Annotated in this window: 12 protein-coding genes; 8 read left to right on the forward strand and 4 right to left on the reverse strand. The window is 68.3% G+C overall.

Going from position 1 to position 17,611, the window contains the following annotated elements; genetic code table 11:
* Positions 1-332: 332 nt before the first annotated feature.
* The 3 genes from ABZ717_RS01530 (at position 333) to ABZ717_RS01540 (ending at position 2,564) form a co-directional block, all read left to right on the forward strand.
* A complete protein-coding gene (locus ABZ717_RS01530; protein WP_358503814.1) occupies positions 333-896 on the forward strand; it encodes a gamma carbonic anhydrase family protein in 564 nt (187 codons plus the stop codon).
* Positions 897-1,169: 273 nt separating this feature from the next.
* The gene (locus tag ABZ717_RS01535; RefSeq protein WP_358503817.1) at positions 1,170-1,661 is read left to right on the forward strand and encodes a hypothetical protein; all 492 of its coding nucleotides are present in this window, start codon (positions 1,170-1,172) and stop codon (positions 1,659-1,661) included.
* Positions 1,662-1,820: 159 nt separating this feature from the next.
* Positions 1,821-2,564, forward strand: coding sequence for a hypothetical protein (locus ABZ717_RS01540; protein WP_358503819.1), 744 nt, complete (start codon positions 1,821-1,823; stop codon positions 2,562-2,564).
* 74 nt (positions 2,565-2,638) lie between these two features.
* Here ABZ717_RS01540 and ABZ717_RS01545 read toward each other — a convergent pair whose 3' ends face one another.
* The 4 genes from ABZ717_RS01545 to ABZ717_RS01560 all read right to left on the reverse strand — a co-directional run bounded on the left by ABZ717_RS01545 (position 2,639) and on the right by ABZ717_RS01560 (position 9,843).
* Positions 2,639-5,221: a histidine kinase gene (locus ABZ717_RS01545; protein ID WP_358503822.1), complete on the reverse strand. Its 2,583-nt coding sequence runs from the start codon at positions 5,219-5,221 to the stop codon at positions 2,639-2,641.
* 78 nt (positions 5,222-5,299) lie between these two features.
* Complete coding sequence (locus tag ABZ717_RS01550; RefSeq protein ID WP_358503825.1) at positions 5,300-6,142, reverse strand: ABC transporter permease; 843 nt, start codon at positions 6,140-6,142, stop codon at positions 5,300-5,302.
* A gap of 49 nt (positions 6,143-6,191) precedes the next feature.
* Entirely contained in the window at positions 6,192-7,187 is a 996-nt protein-coding gene (locus tag ABZ717_RS01555) for an ABC transporter ATP-binding protein (RefSeq protein ID WP_358503828.1), read from the reverse strand.
* 436 nt (positions 7,188-7,623) lie between these two features.
* Entirely contained in the window at positions 7,624-9,843 is a 2,220-nt protein-coding gene (locus tag ABZ717_RS01560) for a (Fe-S)-binding protein (protein ID WP_358503831.1), read from the reverse strand.
* Between the two features lie 568 nt (positions 9,844-10,411).
* Here ABZ717_RS01560 and dnaK point away from each other — a divergent pair.
* The 5 genes from dnaK to clpB all read left to right on the forward strand — a co-directional run bounded on the left by dnaK (position 10,412) and on the right by clpB (position 17,543).
* Positions 10,412-12,268 carry a molecular chaperone DnaK gene (dnaK, locus tag ABZ717_RS01565; RefSeq protein WP_358503834.1) on the forward strand — a complete coding sequence of 619 codons (1,857 nt, stop codon included), beginning with the start codon at positions 10,412-10,414 and terminating at the stop codon, positions 12,266-12,268.
* A gap of 42 nt (positions 12,269-12,310) precedes the next feature.
* Positions 12,311-13,036, forward strand: a complete 726-nt coding sequence (gene grpE, locus ABZ717_RS01570; RefSeq protein WP_358503837.1) for a nucleotide exchange factor GrpE — start codon at positions 12,311-12,313, stop codon at positions 13,034-13,036.
* A 127-nt stretch (positions 13,037-13,163) separates the two neighbouring features.
* Positions 13,164-14,327 (forward strand): molecular chaperone DnaJ, encoded by a 1,164-nt coding sequence (gene dnaJ, locus ABZ717_RS01575; RefSeq protein WP_358503840.1) that lies wholly within the window; start codon positions 13,164-13,166, stop codon positions 14,325-14,327.
* A complete protein-coding gene (locus tag ABZ717_RS01580; protein WP_358503842.1) occupies positions 14,324-14,824 on the forward strand; it encodes a helix-turn-helix transcriptional regulator in 501 nt (166 codons plus the stop codon). Before dnaJ ends, ABZ717_RS01580 begins: the two co-directional genes overlap by 4 nt.
* Before the next feature lie 109 nt (positions 14,825-14,933).
* On the forward strand, positions 14,934-17,543 hold the full coding sequence (gene clpB / locus ABZ717_RS01585; protein ID WP_358504076.1) for an ATP-dependent chaperone ClpB: 2,610 nt from the start codon (positions 14,934-14,936) through the stop codon (positions 17,541-17,543).
* The last annotated feature ends 68 nt before the right edge of the window (positions 17,544-17,611 follow it).

Consider the following 17,611-nt stretch of genomic DNA (forward strand, 5'->3'; position numbering starts at 1 on the left):
CGCTGATGGTAAAACTGCGCCATCTGTTTAAAGAACACCCAAGGCGTCCCCCTGTGCGAGTTCTGCCCTCAAGTGTCTGTTTCATGCACCGGCTCGGCTCGATGAGGGGCATCGGCCGAGAGCGGAGCGTAACGCCGTGGACACCGTCCAAACGACCAAGGTAGACACGGTCCGCGCCGCCGCGTCAAGATCCCTGACGGGTACTTCACCGTGCGGACCCTGGTCACCTACTTACTAAGGTATGCGCGATCATCCCCACACGGGGGCCGAGCGGTCAATTTCCTCCGCGTTCGGCCTCAGGGGAACCGACCTCGGAAAGAAGGACGTGACATATGGGCAGCGCGACGGACGACGGTGGCGTGGGCCGGGGCGGAGGCCCGCTCATCGGGGGCGCCCCCTTCGGCGAGCCGGAGATCGATCCCACCGCCTGGATCGCCCCGGGAGCGGTCGTGGTCGGCCGCGTCCGCCTGGGTGCCGAAAGCAGTGTCTGGTACGGATCCGTCCTCCGCGCCGACACCGAGGACATCGTGGTGGGTGAGAAGGTCAACATCCAGGACCAGTGCGGGCTGCACGCCGACCCCGGACAGCCCGCGATCCTCCACGACAACGTGAGCCTGGGCCACAAGGCGATGGTGCACGGCGCGATCGTCGAGGAGGGTGCGCTCATCGGCATCGGCGCGATCGTGCTCGGCGGCGCGCGGGTCGGCGAGGGCGCTCTCGTGGCCGCCGGTTCCCTGGTGGCCCCCGGCAAGGTCGTCCCACCGAACACGCTGTGGGCGGGCGTTCCCGGCAAGGTGGTCCGTGAGCTCAACGACGACGACCGCCTGGTGCTGGAGCACACGCCGACCGCGTACGCGGCCTACGCCGTGCAGCACCAGGACGTCACCTGGTACTGAAAGGCGGGGTCGACGACCTCTCCCATGCCTCAGGGGGGTGGGAGGCACTGGGACTTCGCCGCGCCTCCCCCGGAGGGAACGGACACCGTGTGACTAGCTCGGGTGGGCGGGCGGGTGGCCCACCCGAGTCATGCGCGAGGAGCACCCTCGGACCTAGTCTGGAGAGTGCTCGTCCCCTGTCGGAGCGGACCGCCTCGCGTCCGCCCGAACGCCAAGGGTGTGGGCGTTTCCGTCCTGCCCGGCGACACCGTCGTCCCTCGGAGGTGAGCACCGATGAACCACGGCGTCGATCTGTGTGAGCGCCTTCACGACCATGTCGCCCTCGACGAGATCGAACTGTACGCCGAGGTCCTGACAGCGGTCGCCGACACCGATCAGAGCCTGAGTCTCGACGAGATCGACCGTGCCCTGGGGATCGTGGAACATCCCGAGGGCGACCACGGGGGCACCCCGCCGGCCGGTGGGACACCGTGCCCCGAGCCAGGACGGGAAGAGCCCGATCCCCGTGCCCCGGAGCCGACGCCTCCCGAAGGAGCGTCCCCACGCGGTGCCGGCATCGCTCCGGCGCCCCGCCCTCCCGATCCACGCTCGGAGCGACCACCGGCGGACCTGAAACGGAACGCGACCCTCACCGGCACCGGCCACGGACCGATCCCGTTGGGACCATCCACCCCTTGGGCCCCGCTCCAGGCCCTCGGGGACTTCCACACCCACCGCGCACTCCAGGGCCCCCTCCTGCGCAGGCTCGCCCCCTGGTACATCTGACCGCCGGCGGCGCCCCTCCTCGCTCGATCGTCGGGTTCCCGATCGAAGCGGCCTGATCCGGCCACCTCCGGCCCGCTCCAACGGCCCCGCCACCGGGTAGTGACCCTTCTGACCCCTCGGTCACCCCGGTCACGACCGGCCGCCCCCGCAGGAGCATGGATGCGCGAACCCGAAAGGCCCGCCCCCGAGACCCGGCGGCGCCTCGACCTCCACGACACCGACGACTCCGAAGAGCCGGACAACGCGCGCAAGGTCACCTTCACCATCGCCGCCGCGGTGACGATCCTCTTCCTCCTGATCACGGCGGCGGGTGTCGGATGGTTCCTGTCGCGCGACGACGCCTCGACCGACCCCGGTGACGCCTCGGGTGACGCCTCCGCGTCGCAGGACTCAGGCGAGGGCGGGGAGAGCGAAGCGGGCCGGACTCCGGTCGAGACCGGCACCGTCTCCGACCCGAACGCGGGGTTGGCCTTCCAACTCCCCGGTGAGGGCTGGCGGCGACTCGGTGACGACCAGGTGCCATCGGAATACGACACCTACTCGATCCATGGTTCACCAGAGGATCCGGAGGCGATCATCGTGACCGGCACCGAGGAACTCGGCCCCCTCGAACCCCTCGCGCTCACCGCCGTGGACATGGCCACGGACATGGTCGGCCAACTGGTCGCCGAGGAGGGCGACCTGTGGATCGAACCGGACGGCGCCACCGAGGTGGACGGCGTTCCCGCGTTCGGGGTGACCATGGGCAGCGACTCGGGTGACGGTGCGAACACCTACGGAAGATTCCTGGTCATGGAGCTCGGCGGCGACCAGGGCGCGTTCATGCTCGGCTTGAACACCGGCGGAGGCGACGAGGTCACCGACGGTATCGATGCCGCCTTCGACTCCGTGGTCACCCTCTGACGGAACCGACCCCCCGGATGCTCCGCGACACCCCGGTCCAGGGTGTCGCGGGGCAGGGAGGCCCACGCGTGGGGTCAGAGCGGCAGGACCGCGCGGAGCAGGAAACCTCCGTCCCTGGTGCGGGAGCCGGAGACCGTCCCCCCGTTAGCGGAGACACGTTCGGCGAGCCCGGTCAGCCCGTTGCCACCGTTCTCGTCCCGCACCCGTTCCCGGGCGTGGTCGTTGTGCATCTCCAGCACCAGGGTGGCGCTCTCCCCGGCCTCCCCTCGGGCCAGGGTGAAGGTGATCTGGCATTCCTCGGCGTCGCTGTGTCGCAGCACGTTGGTGCCTCCCTCCCGGACCACCCACGCGGCCGTCGCCTCGACCCGCTCCGGGAGTTCGAGTCCCTCCAACCCGATGACCGTGGTCCGGGTCCCTCCGGTCTCCAGGATCGAGGAGACCGAGGCGACCTCGTCGGCCAGGTCGGCCTCCCTGTGGCCGCTCACCGCCGATCGCACCTGGCCCAGCGCCTTGCGGGCCAAGTCCTGGACCTCCGCCAGTTCGACGGCGGCGCGATCCGGAGCGCGGTCCACCAGACGGCTCGCCAGCTGGGCCTTGACCGCCAGGGCGGACAGGCTGTGCCCGAGCAGGTCGTGCATGTCCCGGGCGAAGCGGAGTCGTTCCTCGGTCACCGCGAGCCGGGCTCGGGCCCGCTGGCCGATGACCGCCTCACGGCTCGCGTCCCAGAGCCAGATGGTGAGCAAGGTCGTGCCGACCAGCACCAAGGCGGCCACGACCGCCCCGGCCCAGACCACGAGGTACAGGGGGAGGTCGGTGATGGGCACGGCGTAGGTCGGCAGCAGCACCAGCGGGGAGAACAGCAGGGCCACAGCGACGATGAGGGTGGTGCGTCCGTGCGTCAGGAGGGCGCCGACCGACCACCAGAGGGCGATCGTGAACAGGCTCGCCACCGGTGAGGCGAGCAGGACGGCCGTCGCCGCCAACAACGCCAGAGAGGTCCAGTAGAGCCTCGGTGAGGGGGACCGGTCGCCGTCCAGGCGCTCGCGCAGCAACAGGATGAGCAGGACGATGTTGGGGACGCAGAGCGCCACCCCGAGCGCGGACCGCCACATCGGGCTCTGTCCCGACGCGCTGAAGACCAGGTCGAAGAGTGGGAAGAAGGCCGTGGACAGGCAGCTGCCGCCGAGCATGACGAAGTTGATCAAGCGCGTGATCCGGAAACGACGGTCGGCCCACCGTTCCCTCCCACTGCTCGTCTCGCCCTGGACGCTTCCAGAGGGCGCCACGGCGTCCGCTCGCGGTGGGGCCGGCGCGATGTCCGCTCGCGCGGTGGCCGGCACGGTGGCCGGTCGCACCGGGTTGCGGGGGGCGCTCTGGAGCGAGGCGTTGGAGAGCGGGACGACCGTGCGCAGCCGGAAACCGCCGTCGGCCGTACCGGTCGCCGTCAGTGTGCCACCGACACGCTCGACGCGTTCGGCCAGCCCCGACAGACCGCTGGCCGAGCCCGTGTCCTCGACCTCACCGACCTCGGCGCCGTCGTTGGCCATCTCGATGACCAGGCTGCTCGGAACGTCGTCGGCCGCCTCCACCACGGAGAACCCGATCCGACACCGGCGGGCCTCGCTGTGCCGCAGGACGTTCGTGCCGCCCTCGCGCACCACCCACGCGGCCAGACCGGCGGTCTCGCGTGGCAGGTCCAACCCGCTCAGGCCGGTGACCGTCGTGACGGTCCGGTTCTGTTCCAGGACCGCCCGGACCGAACCCACCTCGGTCTCCAGGTCGAGGTCACGGTAGCCGCGGACCACGGATCGCACTCGCTGCAACGTTCCCCGGGCCGCCTCGTGCACCTGGTCGATCCTCAGCCGTGCGTCCTGTGGGTCGGTGCGCAGGACCCGTCCCGCGTGCTCGGCGCTCACCGCGAGTGTGCTCAGTTCCGTGCCGAGAAGGCCCCGGATGTCGTCGGCGAAACGGAGACGTTCCTCGCTCACCGCCAGCCGGGCCCGGGCCTGGGAGCCCTCGACCGCCTCACGGGTCGCGTCCCACATCCAGAAGGTGGCCACGCAACCGGACCAGATGATCAGCATGAAGAGGACCGCGAGGACGAAGTCCGCCCCCAGTAGGAGGGGCGAGTGGCCGATCGGGTCCAGCAGGACCCGGACCCAGGGCAGGACCACCAGGAGCGGACTGATCCACAGGGACCGTCGCCACGGGGCCATGAAGACCAGCAGGCACCAGGCGCCCGCGCACGCGGAGAAGATGTAGAAGGGGACCTGGAGGAAGACGCACATCAGGGCGACCACGGCCAGGGATCCCCAGTACAGACGGGGGTCGGCGACGGCGCGACCGTTCACCCGTTGCCACGTCATCCGCCACCCGAAGGCCGAGCCGACCACCCCCAGCCCCAGGGCCACCAGGGTGGGCCACCGCCGCTGTCCCGCCACGGCCCGGTACGCGGTGGGATCGAGCTGGAAGAGCAGCTCGTAGAAGGGCCAGACCAGGAAGAGCAGCCCCAGTGCGGACATGAAGATCAGCACGACCCAGCGGAGGCGACGCTGCCTGCGGGTGTAGAGACCGCCGTCCGACGATTCCAAGACCTCGGTCGACTCCGTGTCCTCTTCGGCCCGTAGCGCCACCCGCCCCGCCTTCCCCACCGACATCCGTCCACCTCACGTTAGAACGTGCCGGGAAGGCCCCCGTCCTGGGTCTTCCCGACACGTTCGGTCTGTCCGTCACACTCAGGGACGGCGGGGGTCCCAGAGGAAGTAACGGTGGACCAGCAGCGCCAGGACCACGATCCAGGCGAGCATGATGCCGATGTTGGGCAGCGCGCCGGCCCACAGACCGATGAGACCCACCGGTTCGGCGCCCTCGAAGCCACCGAAGACGTCGTAGCCGAAGTAGGCGGCCTGGGCCATCTCCACGGTCGGGGCGACCGGCAGCAGCATCGCCACCTGGCGCAGGCCGTCGGGCATGACCTCCAGCGGGATGAAGCTGCCACCGAGGAACAGCAGGGCCATCATCGGCACCATCGAGAGCATCTGCGCGGACTCGGCGTTGCTCACGAATCGGGTGATCAGCAGACCCAGCAGGGTCATCGCGAGGCATCCCAGCACCACGGAGAACACCAACATCACCGGGTCGGAGGGCAGCGGACCGCCGAGGGCGACGGACCCGCCGATGATGAGCGCCGCGATCAGCAGGGTGAACAGCAGGACCACGAGGAACACGCCCCCGAAGATCGCCACCGCGGGCACCCCGCTCACCCGGAGCCGTTTGAGGACCAGGGCCTCACGTCGGGCGGTGAAGACGTTGGAGGGGTGACCCAGGCCGATGAACAGGGCGATGGCGCCGATGGTGCCGACCAGCGCCGCCTCCGTGGTGGTGTAGTCCCCCAGGATCGGGACGCTCTCCTGGTTGAGGACCGGAAGCAGCAGGATCATCGGCATGATCAGGTACATCAACGCGGTCTTGTACCGGACGAAGAGCGTGAACTCGGTGCGGCCCAGGCGCAGGGTCTGACGCGGCACGCCCGGCCCCTTCTTGCGGCGTTCGGTGCCCTCGGGGGCTGTGGTGGTCATGTCGGGTGCTCCAGAAGTCTGTGGGATGGGTGGTCCGAGTGGCCGGTCGCTACTCGCCGACCAGGTCCGCCGCGCCGTCCGCGACCTGGAGGAAGACGTCCTCCAGGGAGGCGCCTCGCACCTGCAGGTGTTGCAGGGTTCCGCCGCGCTCGCCCGCCCAGGTCATGAGGGCGGCGACGGTGTGGTGGGCCCGGTCGGCGACGTCGCCGCCGCGGATCGTGTAGGTCGCCCACAGCCGCTGTTCGCGGGTCTGCACCTCGACCTCGGCACCCTCCAGTCGGGGCAGGTCGGCGGTGCGCACGTCGCTCGGCAGCAGGAAGGTCACCCGGTCGCCCCATCCGGCGAGGACCTCGGCGAGCGTGCCCTCCACCCGGATCTCGCCGCGGTGCATGATGGCGAGCCGGTCGGCGAGCTTCTCGGCCTCTTCCAGGTAGTGCGTGGTGAGCAGGATCGCGACGCCGTCCCGCTTGAGGTCGCCGATGATGCGCCAGGTCTCGTGTCGCGCCTCGGGGTCCATCCCGGTGCTGGGTTCGTCGAGGTAGAGCACCTCGGGCCGGGTGAGCAGGGCCAGGCCGAGGTCGAGTCGACGCTTTTGACCACCGGAGAGCTGTCGGACCCGCAGCCCGCGCTTGTCGGTGAGGCCGATCAGCGTGAGCACCTCGTCGGTTCCGCGCGGGTCGGCGGCGAGGTCACTGGCGAGGGCGAGGGTCTCGTCGACGCTGAGGTCCTCCATCAGACCGCTGCCCTGGAGTACCGCGTTGGTGCGCTCGCGCACCCCGACGGGCTGTCCGTAGGGGTCCTGCCCGAAGACGCGGGCGGTGCCGGAGCTGGGGCGGCGGAACCCTTCGAGGGTCTCGATGGTGGTGGTCTTACCGGCGCCGTTGGTGCCCAGGAGGGCGAAGAGCTCACCGGGCCGAATCTCGAAGGAGACACCCTTGACCGCTTCGAAATCGCCGTACTTCTGACGTAGATCGCGGACCACCACCGCCGGTTCCTTGGAAGCGTGGGGGGTGGTGGTCGCGGTGGTGTTCGCTGTCGCCGTCATGTCCCACAGCTTTTCGCATGGGGCGGGCCGGCGACAGACTCGGCTGTCACAGGAGCACGATGGCGATCACCCGGCTCCGGTACTGACAAATGTCATTCCCACCGGGCCCGTGGGGGTGCGCCGCGCTCGCACGTGCCCCTTCGTCACCTCACGTGCGAGCGCGGTCGCGGCCGCTGTGCGGTCCACGCCCGTCCCCTCACACTCACGTCGGGCGGGGCCGTACCTGCGGTCACCAACTTTCTACACGAACCACACTCGGCCTGTCGTCGGAATTCGTCATTCTCCGTTGAATCGATCCCACGAGACAACGAAAGAGAAATTTCTTCTCAGGAAAAAACGTCCTATGGGATCTACTGGCATTTCGAAGAAACGGAATGGGCGGGACCCCCGTGGGTGTCCCGCCCATTCGCGCGCGGATTCTCGGCGAGATCGGACGCTAGGCGTCGGCGGTCTCCTTCTTCTCCCCGCCGGCCGCGGGATCGTCGCCCTTGACCGAACGGAGCAGCAGCTGGGAGACGTCGACGACCTCCAGCGTCTCCTTGGCCTCACCGGCGGACTTCTTCTCGTTGATGGCGTCGCCGAGCATGACCTGACAGAACGGGCACGCGGTGGAGACGGTGTCGGGGTTGGTGGTCAGCGCCTCGTCCACCCGCTCGGTGTTGATGCGCTTGCCGATCCGCTCCTCCATCCACATGCGGGCGCCACCGGCGCCACAGCAGAAGCCCCGCTCCTTGTGACGGTGCATCTCCTGCGTCTTGACGCCGGGCACCTGGGCCATGATGTCGCGCGGTGGCGTGTACACCTTGTTGTGGCGGCCCAGGAAACACGGGTCGTGGTAGGTGATGTTCTCGTCGATGGAGCTCACCGGGGTCAGGCGACCCTCGTCCACCAGCTGGGCCAGCAGCTGGCTGTGGTGGATGACCTCGTAGGTGCCACCGAGCTGCGGGTACTCCTTGGCCAGGGTGTTGAAGCAGTGCGGGCAGCTGGCCACGATCTTGGTGACACCGGCGTCGTTGAGCGTCTCGACGTTCTGCTGGGCCAGCATCTGGAAGACGTACTCCATGCCCAGACGCCGCGCCGGGTCACCGGTGCAGGCCTCCATGCCGCCCAGGACGGCGAACTTGACGTCCGCGATGTCCAGCAGCTCGGCGATGGCCTTCGTGGTCTTCTTGGCGCGGTCCTCCAGGGCACCGGCGCAACCGACCCAGAACAGGTACTCGGTGCCCTCGGGCAGCTTGTCCTCGACGACCTGGACCTCGACCGGATTCTCCTGGCCGGCCAGCTCCTCGATCCAGTCCATGCGCCGGTCCTCGGCCATGCCCCAAGGGTTGGCCTTGTTCTCAAGGTTCTTGAGGAGGGTGTTGGCCTCGGACGGGAAGTTGGACTCGACCATGACCTGGTAGCGACGCATGTCCAGGATGTGGTCGATGTGCTCGATGTCGACGGGGCACTGCTCGACGCAGGCACCACAGTTGGTGCAGGCCCACAGCTCGTCGGGGTGGATGACGCCACCCTCCTCCTCGGTGCCGACCAGCGGCTTGTTGAGGAGCGCGAGGACGTCGACGCCCGCGTGGCTGTTGTCCGGGGCCTCGGCGAGGGTCTCCTCGGTGATGCCCTGGAGCAGGTACGGGGCCTTCTCGTAGGCGTGTGCCTGCAGGTCGAGGATGACCTTCTTGGGCGACAGCGGCTTGCCGGTGTTCCAGGCGGGGCACTGGGACTGGCAGCGACCGCACTCGGTGCAGCTGGTGAAGTCCAGCAGGCCCTTCCAGGTGAAGTCCTCCAGCTTGCCGGCGCCGAACGGGTCCTCGTCCGGGTCGGCCTCCTCGAAGTCGAGGGGCTTGGTGCCGGACTTGTCCATCATCTGCTTGGCGGCGCCCAGGGACGGGCTGCCGTCGGCGTTGCGCTTGAAGAAGATGTTGACCGGCGCGATGAAGCGGTGCCAGCCGATGCCCATGGTGAGGTTGAGGTAGAGCACCACGAAGAACGCGTAGCTGATGATCAGCTTGAAGGCGGCGACCAGTGCGATGCCGGGCTCGGCGATCGCGGCGTCACCGGGCAGGATCGCGCCGACCGCGTGCGAGATCGGGGTGGCCCACACAGGGAAGGCGAAGTCCTCGATGGCGACCTTGAAGCCGCGGATCACGAAGACGGCGAGCAGCAGGCCGATGATGTAGGCCTCGACGTAGTACGCGGTCCAGGTCCTGGAGTTGGCGAACCGGGAGTCGCGACCCTTGCGGTGGGGGCCGTTCAGCAGGCGGTAGGCGGTGAGGCCGAGGATGCCGATGAGGCTGGTCCCGGCGATGAACTCGATCGCCAGACCGTAGATGGTCCAGTCGTAGATGATCGGCAGCTTGAAGTGCGGGTCGAAGACTTCACCCTGGGCCTCGATGACCGTGAGGACCAACAGGGGGAAGGACACCATCACGAACCAGTGGGCCACACCGACCCAGGGACGCTTGAGCATCCGGGTGTGTCCGAGGATCTCGATGAGCGTCATCGTCAGCCGCTTGCCCGGCGACTCCTTGCGCTCGGGCTCCACCGTTCTGCCGATGCCCACTGTTCGCACGATCTTGTACAGACCGAACCCGAACAGGGCCATCGCGACCACGGCGAAGACCGAGGTGATGATGCCCAGTGTCAAGTACAGCGGGTGCATCGTCCGTGGCCTCCCATCCTGCGTTCGTCATCCGGTGCGCCACACACCGGTGGTCCCAACTTATGTTACTAGCGAGTAATAGCAAGGTCGCCACCACCCCGGGCCATCCTGGCCCGAGACCCGCTTCCGAGCCCTCGCCGATGCGTTCTCTCGCGACGTGCCGTTCGATCGCGGAACCGCCCTCACGCGCGGGCCCACCGTAGCCGGCCTCGGCCACAACGGAATCACGCCGGTCGCTTCCGGTCCCTTCGCACACGTACACACCACGCCCCCTATGTAAGCGGACGGCCGGACCGATCGGGCACACCCGGGCATCGGTGGGTCCACCGGTCCCCCTGAGTAGCCCCTTACTCTCCCGGATTCTCGAATCGAGGATCTCCCCGAGTCGTCCCGGAGTTCGGCCACGGGCCCACCAAAAATTCCCCAGGTCGGGAACATCTCCGCCGGGCCACCCGTTGTCAGGTCGTAGGAATCAAGTTGAGCCTCATTGACTCAACTGACTTGACAGCCCTGACCTGACGAAGCAAACTTACGCCTGAACGACTCAACTTTGACGGAGGAAGCAACCATGGCACGTGCGGTCGGAATCGACCTCGGTACGACGAACTCGTGTGTCGCGGTCCTGGAGGGTGGCGAGCCGACGGTCATCACCAACGCCGAGGGCTCCCGCACCACCCCTTCGGTCGTGGCGTTCGCCAAGAACGGTGAGGTGCTCGTCGGTGAGGTGGCCAAGCGCCAGGCCGTCACCAACGTCGACCGGACGATCCGCTCGGTGAAGCGTCACATCGGCACCGACTGGTCGGTGCAGATCGACGACAAGACCTTCAACCCGCAGCAGATCAGCGCCTTCATCCTGCAAAAGCTCAAGCGTGACGCCGAGGCGTACCTGGGCGAGGACGTGACCGACGCGGTCATCACCGTCCCGGCCTACTTCAGCGACTCCCAGCGCCAGGCCACCAAGGAGGCCGGCACGATCGCGGGCCTCAACGTCCTGCGCATCATCAACGAGCCCACCTCGGCCGCGCTCGCCTACCACCTGGAGAAGGAGGACGAGGCCACGATCCTCGTCTACGACCTCGGTGGCGGCACCTTCGACGTCTCCCTCCTGGAGGTCGGTGACGGCGTCGTGGAGGTCAAGGCGACCAACGGCGACAACCACCTCGGTGGTGACGACTGGGACCAGAAGGTCGTCGACTGGCTGGTGGAGAAGTTCAAGAACTCCAACGGCGTCGACCTGGCCAAGGACAAGATGGCGCTCCAGCGCCTGCGCGAGGCCGCCGAGAAGGCCAAGATCGAGCTCTCCAGCTCCAGCGAGACGCAGATCAACCTGCCCTACATCACCGCTTCGGCGGAGGGCCCGCTGCACCTGGACGAGAAGCTCACCCGCGCCGAGTTCCAGCGTCTGACCTCCGACCTGGTCGAGCGCACCAAGGTGCCGTTCCAGCAGGTCCTCAAGGACGCCGGGATCGCCCTGGACCAGATCCACCACATCGTGCTGGTCGGTGGCTCCACCCGTATGCCCGTCATCGCCGAGCAGGTCAAGGAGATGACCGGCGGCAAGGACCCGAACAAGGGCGTCAACCCGGACGAGGTCGTGGCCATCGGTGCCGCGCTCCAGGCCGGTGTGCTCAAGGGCGAGGTCAAGGACGTCCTGCTGCTGGACGTCACCCCGCTGTCGCTGGGCATCGAGACCAAGGGCGGGGTGTTCACCAAGCTCATCGAGCGCAACACCACCATCCCGACCAAGCGCTCCGAGATCTTCACGACGGCCGACGACAACCAGCCGTCCGTGCAGATCCAGGTGTACCAGGGTGAGCGCGACATCGCCCAGTACAACAAGAAGCTGGGCGTCTTCGACCTGACCGGTCTGCCCCCGGCGCCGCGCGGCGTCCCGCAGATCGAGGTCGCCTTCGACATCGACGCCAACGGCATCGTGAACGTCACCGCGAAGGACCTGGGCACCGGCAAGGAGCAGTCGGTCACCATCTCCGGTGGTTCGGCCATGTCCAAGGACGACATCGACAAGATGGTCCGCGAGGCCGAGCAGTACGCCGAGGACGACCGCAAGCGTCGCGAAGAGGCCGAGGTCCGCAACAACGCCGAGTCCCTCGTCTACCAGACCGAGAAGGTCATCACGGACAACGAGGACAAGATCCCGGCGGACGTGCGTTCCGAGACCGAGACCGCCGTCTCCGAGCTGAAGACCGCTCTGGAGGGCACCGACACCGAGGCCATCCGCACCGCCAGCGAGAAGGTCGCCCTGGCCAGCCAGAAGATCGGCTCGGCCATCTACAGCCAGGGCCAGCAGGGTGAGGGCGCCCCGGCCGACGACGCGAGCGCGGACGGCTCCGCCGACGACGCCGACGTCGTGGACGCCGAGATCGTCGACGAGGACAACGGCAAGGGCAAGGGCGACCAGTCCTGACACGTGGTCCCGTAAGAGTCGAGGAAGGAGGGAACGTCGGACATGGCGCTGTCGGATAAGAACAGCCCCGACTCCGGTGACGGTGACGAGACCCAGGGTCCGGTGATCCGCGACAACCGCAGGATCGACCCCGAGACCGGTGAGGTCCGCGAACCCGAGGTCGAGGAGACCAAGGAGTCCGAGGCGGACGACGCCGAGGAGCCCGAGGTCGTCGAGGCCGAGGTCGAGGACATCCCCGAGATCCCGGACACCCCCGAGTCGGTGGTGAGCGAGGCCATCAACGCCGATGAGCGGGTCGTCGAACTCACCAACGACATCAAGCGGGTGCAGGCGGAGTACGCCAACTACCGCAAGCGTGTCGAGCGTGACCGCGTGGCCGTCCGTGAGGTCGCCACCGCCCAGGTCATCGGCGAACTACTGCCGATCCTGGACGACATCGGTCGCGCCCGGGACCACGATGAGCTCACCGGCGGGTTCAAGGCGGTGGCCGAGTCCCTGGAGGCGGCGGCGACCAAGCTGGGCCTGGAGAAGTACGGCGAGCAGGGTGACGAGTTCGACCCGAACGTGCACGAGGCACTCACCCTCGTCCCGGTTCCGAACATCTCCGTCCAGTCGGTGATCGAGGTGTTCCAGCCGGGGTACCGGATCGGGGAGAGGGTCCTGCGCCCGGCCCGCGTGGTCGTGGGAGAACCCACCGGCGACACTCCGCAGGCCTCGGAAGAGGACACCGGGGATGCCTCCGCCGAGAAGGACGAGGACGAGAAGTAACGAGCTGTGGCCGTGGCCGGCATGAGATCGTCGGTCACGGCCACAGGTCGACCCCGGCCCCACACGGCCGGGACCCACGTGGAAACATCGGACGCAACCGGCACCAGCGGGGAGAAGGCACCAGTCGATGAGCACCAAGGACTACCTGGAGAAGGACTACTACAAGGTCCTCGGAGTCTCAAAGACAGCCACCAAGGACGAGATCCGCTCGTCCTACCGCAAGCTGGCCCGGGAGAACCACCCCGACGCCAACCGTGACGACCCGAAGGCGGAGGACCGCTTCAAGGAGATCTCCGAGGCGTACAACGTCCTGTCGGACGAGAAGCGCCGCAAGGAGTACGACGAGGCGCGTTCGATGTTCGGTGGTTCGTACCGGCCCGGTGGCGGCACCGGCCCGGGCGGGTTCGACATGAGCGACATCTTCGGTCAGGGCGGTGGCGGTGGTGGCGCCCCCGGTGGCGAACGGCTGAGCGACCTGTTCGGTGGGCTGTTCGGCAACCGCGGACGGTCGGGTCAGGCGACCCGCAGCCGACGTGGTTCCGACATCGAGACCGAGACGACACTGAACTTCCGAGAGGCCGCGGACGGGGTGACCCGTTCGTTCCAGCTGACCAGCGACGCGGCGTGTCCCACCTGTAGGGGCACGGGCGCGCGCGCCGGCACGGCCCCTCGAATGTGCCCGAAGTGCTCCGGCACCGGGCACGAGAACACCAACCTGGGCGGCTTCTCACTGTCCGAGCCGTGCAGCGAGTGCAAGGGACGCGGCCTGGTGGTCGACGATCCCTGCCCCACCTGTTCGGGCAGCGGGCGCGGCAAGAGCACGCGCAGCATCCAGACCCGCATCCCCGGCGGTGTGTCCGACGGGCAGCGGATCCGACTCAAGGGCAAGGGTGCACCCGGCGAGAACGGTGGCCCCGCCGGTGACCTGTACGTCGTCGTCCATGTGAAGGATCACCCGGTGTTCGGTAAGAGCGGCGACAACGTCACCATCACGGTCCCGGTGTCCTTCCCCGAGGCCGCGCTGGGCGCCGACGTCCGGGTTCCGACCCTGGGCGGTTTCCCGGTGACGGTGAAGGTGCCGCCGGGCACCCAGAACGGGCGCACGCTGCGGGTTCGCGGCAAGGGCGCCACCCGCAAGGACGGCACCATCGGCGACATGCTGGTCACCTTCGAGGTCAAGGTGCCGCAGACACTCAACGACGACGCTCGCGAGGCGTTGGAGAAGTTCCGCGCGGCGACGTCGGACTACGACCCGCGTGACGGACTCGAAGCGCGGGCGAAGGGCGCGTGAATGTCGTGAACGATCCTTCGTTCGGAGTCGACGCCCCGGTCTACGTCATCTCCGTGGCCGCGGAGTTGGCGGGTATGCATCCGCAGACGCTGCGGCAGTACGACCGGCTGGGGCTCGTGTCGCCCGGACGTACTTCCGGGCGGGGCCGTCGTTACTCCATGCGTGACGTGCAGACGTTGCGCGTGGTGCAGCGGCTGTCGCAGGAGGAGGGCATCAACCTCGCCGGGATCAAGCGGATCCTGGAACTGGAGGACGAGGTCGAGCAGCTGCGCGAGCAGGTGTTCCACCTGGCCAACGAACTTGAGGCGGCGCGCCGGGCGGTGTCCCGGCGCGGCCGCCCGGCCCGTCCCGAGGGCGGACCCGCACGTGGGGAACTGGTGCGCCGCACCCGCGTGACGATCTTCAACACGGCCGACCCCGAAGAGCGTCCCGAGCGGGGCGGCGGGCTCGGGGACGACGGTAACGCCCGCGACACGGGCGATCCCGACCAGAAATAGGGGCCGGACCCTCGGGGTCGGGCCTCGCGGACTCCACCCCTATTGCGCGGTGGGGTCGGCCATCGAACATTACCCTGAGTGAAACTTCATGTGAATGGAGTCACGGATCGTGAACTACAAGCTCACCCAGAAGAGCCAGGAGGCTCTGGCCGCCGCCATTCGTCAGGCCACCACCGACGGCAGCCCGCAGACCGAGCCCCTGCACCTGTTGAACGCCCTGCTGGACCAGGCGGAGGGCATCACCCGGCCGCTGCTCAAGGAGGTCGGGGTCGATCCCGACCGGCTCAAGGACAAGGTCGGGTCGGCGATCGGAGCCCTGCCCAAGGTGGCGGGTTCGACGGTCAGTTCCCCCAGTTCCTCGCGGCAGCTCATCGTCTCCATCAACACGGCCGCGCAGCGGGCCCAGCAGATGGAGGACGAGTTCGTCTCCACCGAACACCTGTTGGTGGGGTTGGCCGCCGACGGTGGCGAGGCGTCCCGGCTGCTCAAGGACGCAGGGGCGACCCCGGAGGGCCTCTTGGAGGCCTTCGAGCGGGTCCGCGGCACCGGTCGGGTCACCTCGGAGAACCCCGAGGACACCTACCAGTCCCTGGAGAAGTTCGGTGTCGACCTGACCGAGCGGGCCCGCGAGGGCAAGGTCGACCCGGTCATCGGTCGCGACGGCGAGATCCGTCGGGTCATCCAGGTGCTCAGCCGCCGCACCAAGAACAACCCGGTGCTCATCGGCGAGCCGGGCGTGGGCAAGACGGCCGTCGTCGAGGGACTGGCCCAGCGCATCGTGGCGGGCGACGTTCCGCAGTCCCTGCTCGGCAAGCGCCTGATCAGCCTGGACCTGTCCGCGATGGTGGCGGGCGCCAAGTACCGGGGCGAGTTCGAGGAACGGCTGAAGGCGGTGCTCACGGAGATCAAGGAGTCCGAGGGCCAGGTCATCACGTTCATCGACGAGCTGCACACCATGGTGGGCGCGGGCGCCGCCGAGGGCGCCATGGACGCCGGCAACATGCTCAAGCCGATGTTGGCCCGCGGTGAGCTGCGCATGGTCGGCGCCACCACCCTGGACGAGTACCGGGAGAAGATCGAGAAGGACCCCGCGCTGGAGCGCCGTTTCCAGCAGGTGTTCGTCGGTGAGCCCTCGGCCACCGACACCATCGCGATCCTGCGCGGTCTCAAGGGGCGGTACGAGGCGCACCACAAGGTGCAGATCTCCGACTCCGCGCTGGTCGCCGCGGCCACCCTGTCGGACCGCTACATCACCGCGCGGTTCCTGCCGGACAAGGCCATCGACCTCATCGACGAGGCCTCGTCCCGGCTGCGCATGGAGATCGACTCCAGCCCGGTGGTGATCGACGAGCTGCGCCGCACCGTCGACCGCCTCAAGATGGAGGAGATGGCGCTCGACAAGGAGTCGGACCCCGCGAGTCGGCAACGGCTGGAGCGGTTGCGCGCGGACCTGGCCGACAACCAGGAGCGGCTCAACGGGCTGGTGGCCCGTTGGGAGCAGGAGAAGGCCGGACTGAACCGGGTCGGTGAGCTCAAGGGCCGCCTGGACGAGATGCGCACCAAGGCCGAACTGGCCGAACGCGAGGGCCGCTTCGAGGAGGCGTCCCGGCTGATGTACGGGGAGATCCCGCAGCTGGAGAAGCAGGTCGAGGAGGCTTCCAAGGCCGAGGAGAAGGCCGCGGACTCGGCCGGTTCCGATGGAGATGACCCGATGGTCAAGGACGAGGTGGGCGCCGACGAGGTCGCCGACGTCGTGTCGGCCTGGACCGGAATCCCCGTGGGTCGGCTGATGGAGGGCGAGACCTCCAAGCTGCTGCGTATGGAGGACGAGCTGGGTCGGCGGCTGATCGGACAGAAGGACGCCGTGGCCGCCGTGTCGGACGCGGTGCGCAGGGCCCGGGCGGGCATCTCCGACCCCGACCGGCCCACCGGTTCGTTCCTGTTCCTGGGCCCGACCGGTGTCGGCAAGACCGAGCTGGCCAAGGCCCTCGCCGAGTTCCTGTTCGACGACGAGCGCGCGATCGTGCGCGTGGACATGAGCGAGTACTCCGAGAAGCACTCGGTGTCGCGCCTGGTGGGTGCGCCCCCCGGATACGTGGGTTATGAGGAGGGCGGTCAGCTGACCGAGGCGGTGCGCCGCCGCCCCTACACCGTGGTGTTGCTGGACGAGGTGGAGAAGGCCCACCTGGAGGTGTTCGACACCCTGTTGCAGGTGCTGGACGACGGTCGACTGACCGACGGCCAGGGCCGTCAGGTGGACTTCCGCAACACCATCCTGATCCTCACCTCGAACCTGGGGTCACAGTTCCTGGTGGACCAGTCCCTGGAGGAGGCCACCCGCCGGGAACGTGTGATGGACGTCGTGCGCGCGACTTTCAAGCCGGAGTTCCTCAACCGCCTGGACGACGTGATCATGTTCGACGCGTTGTCCACCGAGGAGCTGACCCGGATCGTGGACCTACAGGTGGACAAGCTGGCCCGGCGACTGGCCGAGCGCAGGTTCACGCTGGACGTGTCCCAGGGTGCACGTGAGTGGTTGGCGTTGACCGGGTTCGACCCGAACTACGGCGCCCGGCCACTGCGTCGCCTGGTGCAGTCGTCGATCGGTGATCCGCTGGCCAAGGTGATGCTGTCCGGCGAGCTCACCGAGGGCGACACCGTGACCGTGGACGTCGACCCCGAACGCGACCGCCTGGTGGTGACCCCCACCAAGGCCTGAGCCCATTGTCGAAGGGGGGCCGTACCCGGTCGGGTGCGGCCCCCCTTCGGCGTGTCCGGGGAAGAATC

This window comes from Nocardiopsis sp. NPDC006832, from assembly GCF_040635885.1.
GTDB lineage: Bacteria > Actinomycetota > Actinomycetes > Streptosporangiales > Streptosporangiaceae > Nocardiopsis.

Coding starts and splice junctions, on each gene's coding strand:
- ABZ717_RS01530 (WP_358503814.1), top strand. CDS start 333: ATGGGCAGCGCGACGGACGACGGTGGCGTGGGCCGGGGCGGAGGCCCG.
- ABZ717_RS01535 (WP_358503817.1), top strand. CDS start 1,170: ATGAACCACGGCGTCGATCTGTGTGAGCGCCTTCACGACCATGTCGCC.
- ABZ717_RS01540 (WP_358503819.1), top strand. CDS start 1,821: ATGCGCGAACCCGAAAGGCCCGCCCCCGAGACCCGGCGGCGCCTCGAC.
- ABZ717_RS01545 (WP_358503822.1), bottom strand. CDS start 5,221: ATGTCGGTGGGGAAGGCGGGGCGGGTGGCGCTACGGGCCGAAGAGGAC.
- ABZ717_RS01550 (WP_358503825.1), bottom strand. CDS start 6,142: ATGACCACCACAGCCCCCGAGGGCACCGAACGCCGCAAGAAGGGGCCG.
- ABZ717_RS01555 (WP_358503828.1), bottom strand. CDS start 7,187: ATGACGGCGACAGCGAACACCACCGCGACCACCACCCCCCACGCTTCC.
- ABZ717_RS01560 (WP_358503831.1), bottom strand. CDS start 9,843: ATGCACCCGCTGTACTTGACACTGGGCATCATCACCTCGGTCTTCGCC.
- dnaK (WP_358503834.1), top strand. CDS start 10,412: ATGGCACGTGCGGTCGGAATCGACCTCGGTACGACGAACTCGTGTGTC.
- grpE (WP_358503837.1), top strand. CDS start 12,311: ATGGCGCTGTCGGATAAGAACAGCCCCGACTCCGGTGACGGTGACGAG.
- dnaJ (WP_358503840.1), top strand. CDS start 13,164: ATGAGCACCAAGGACTACCTGGAGAAGGACTACTACAAGGTCCTCGGA.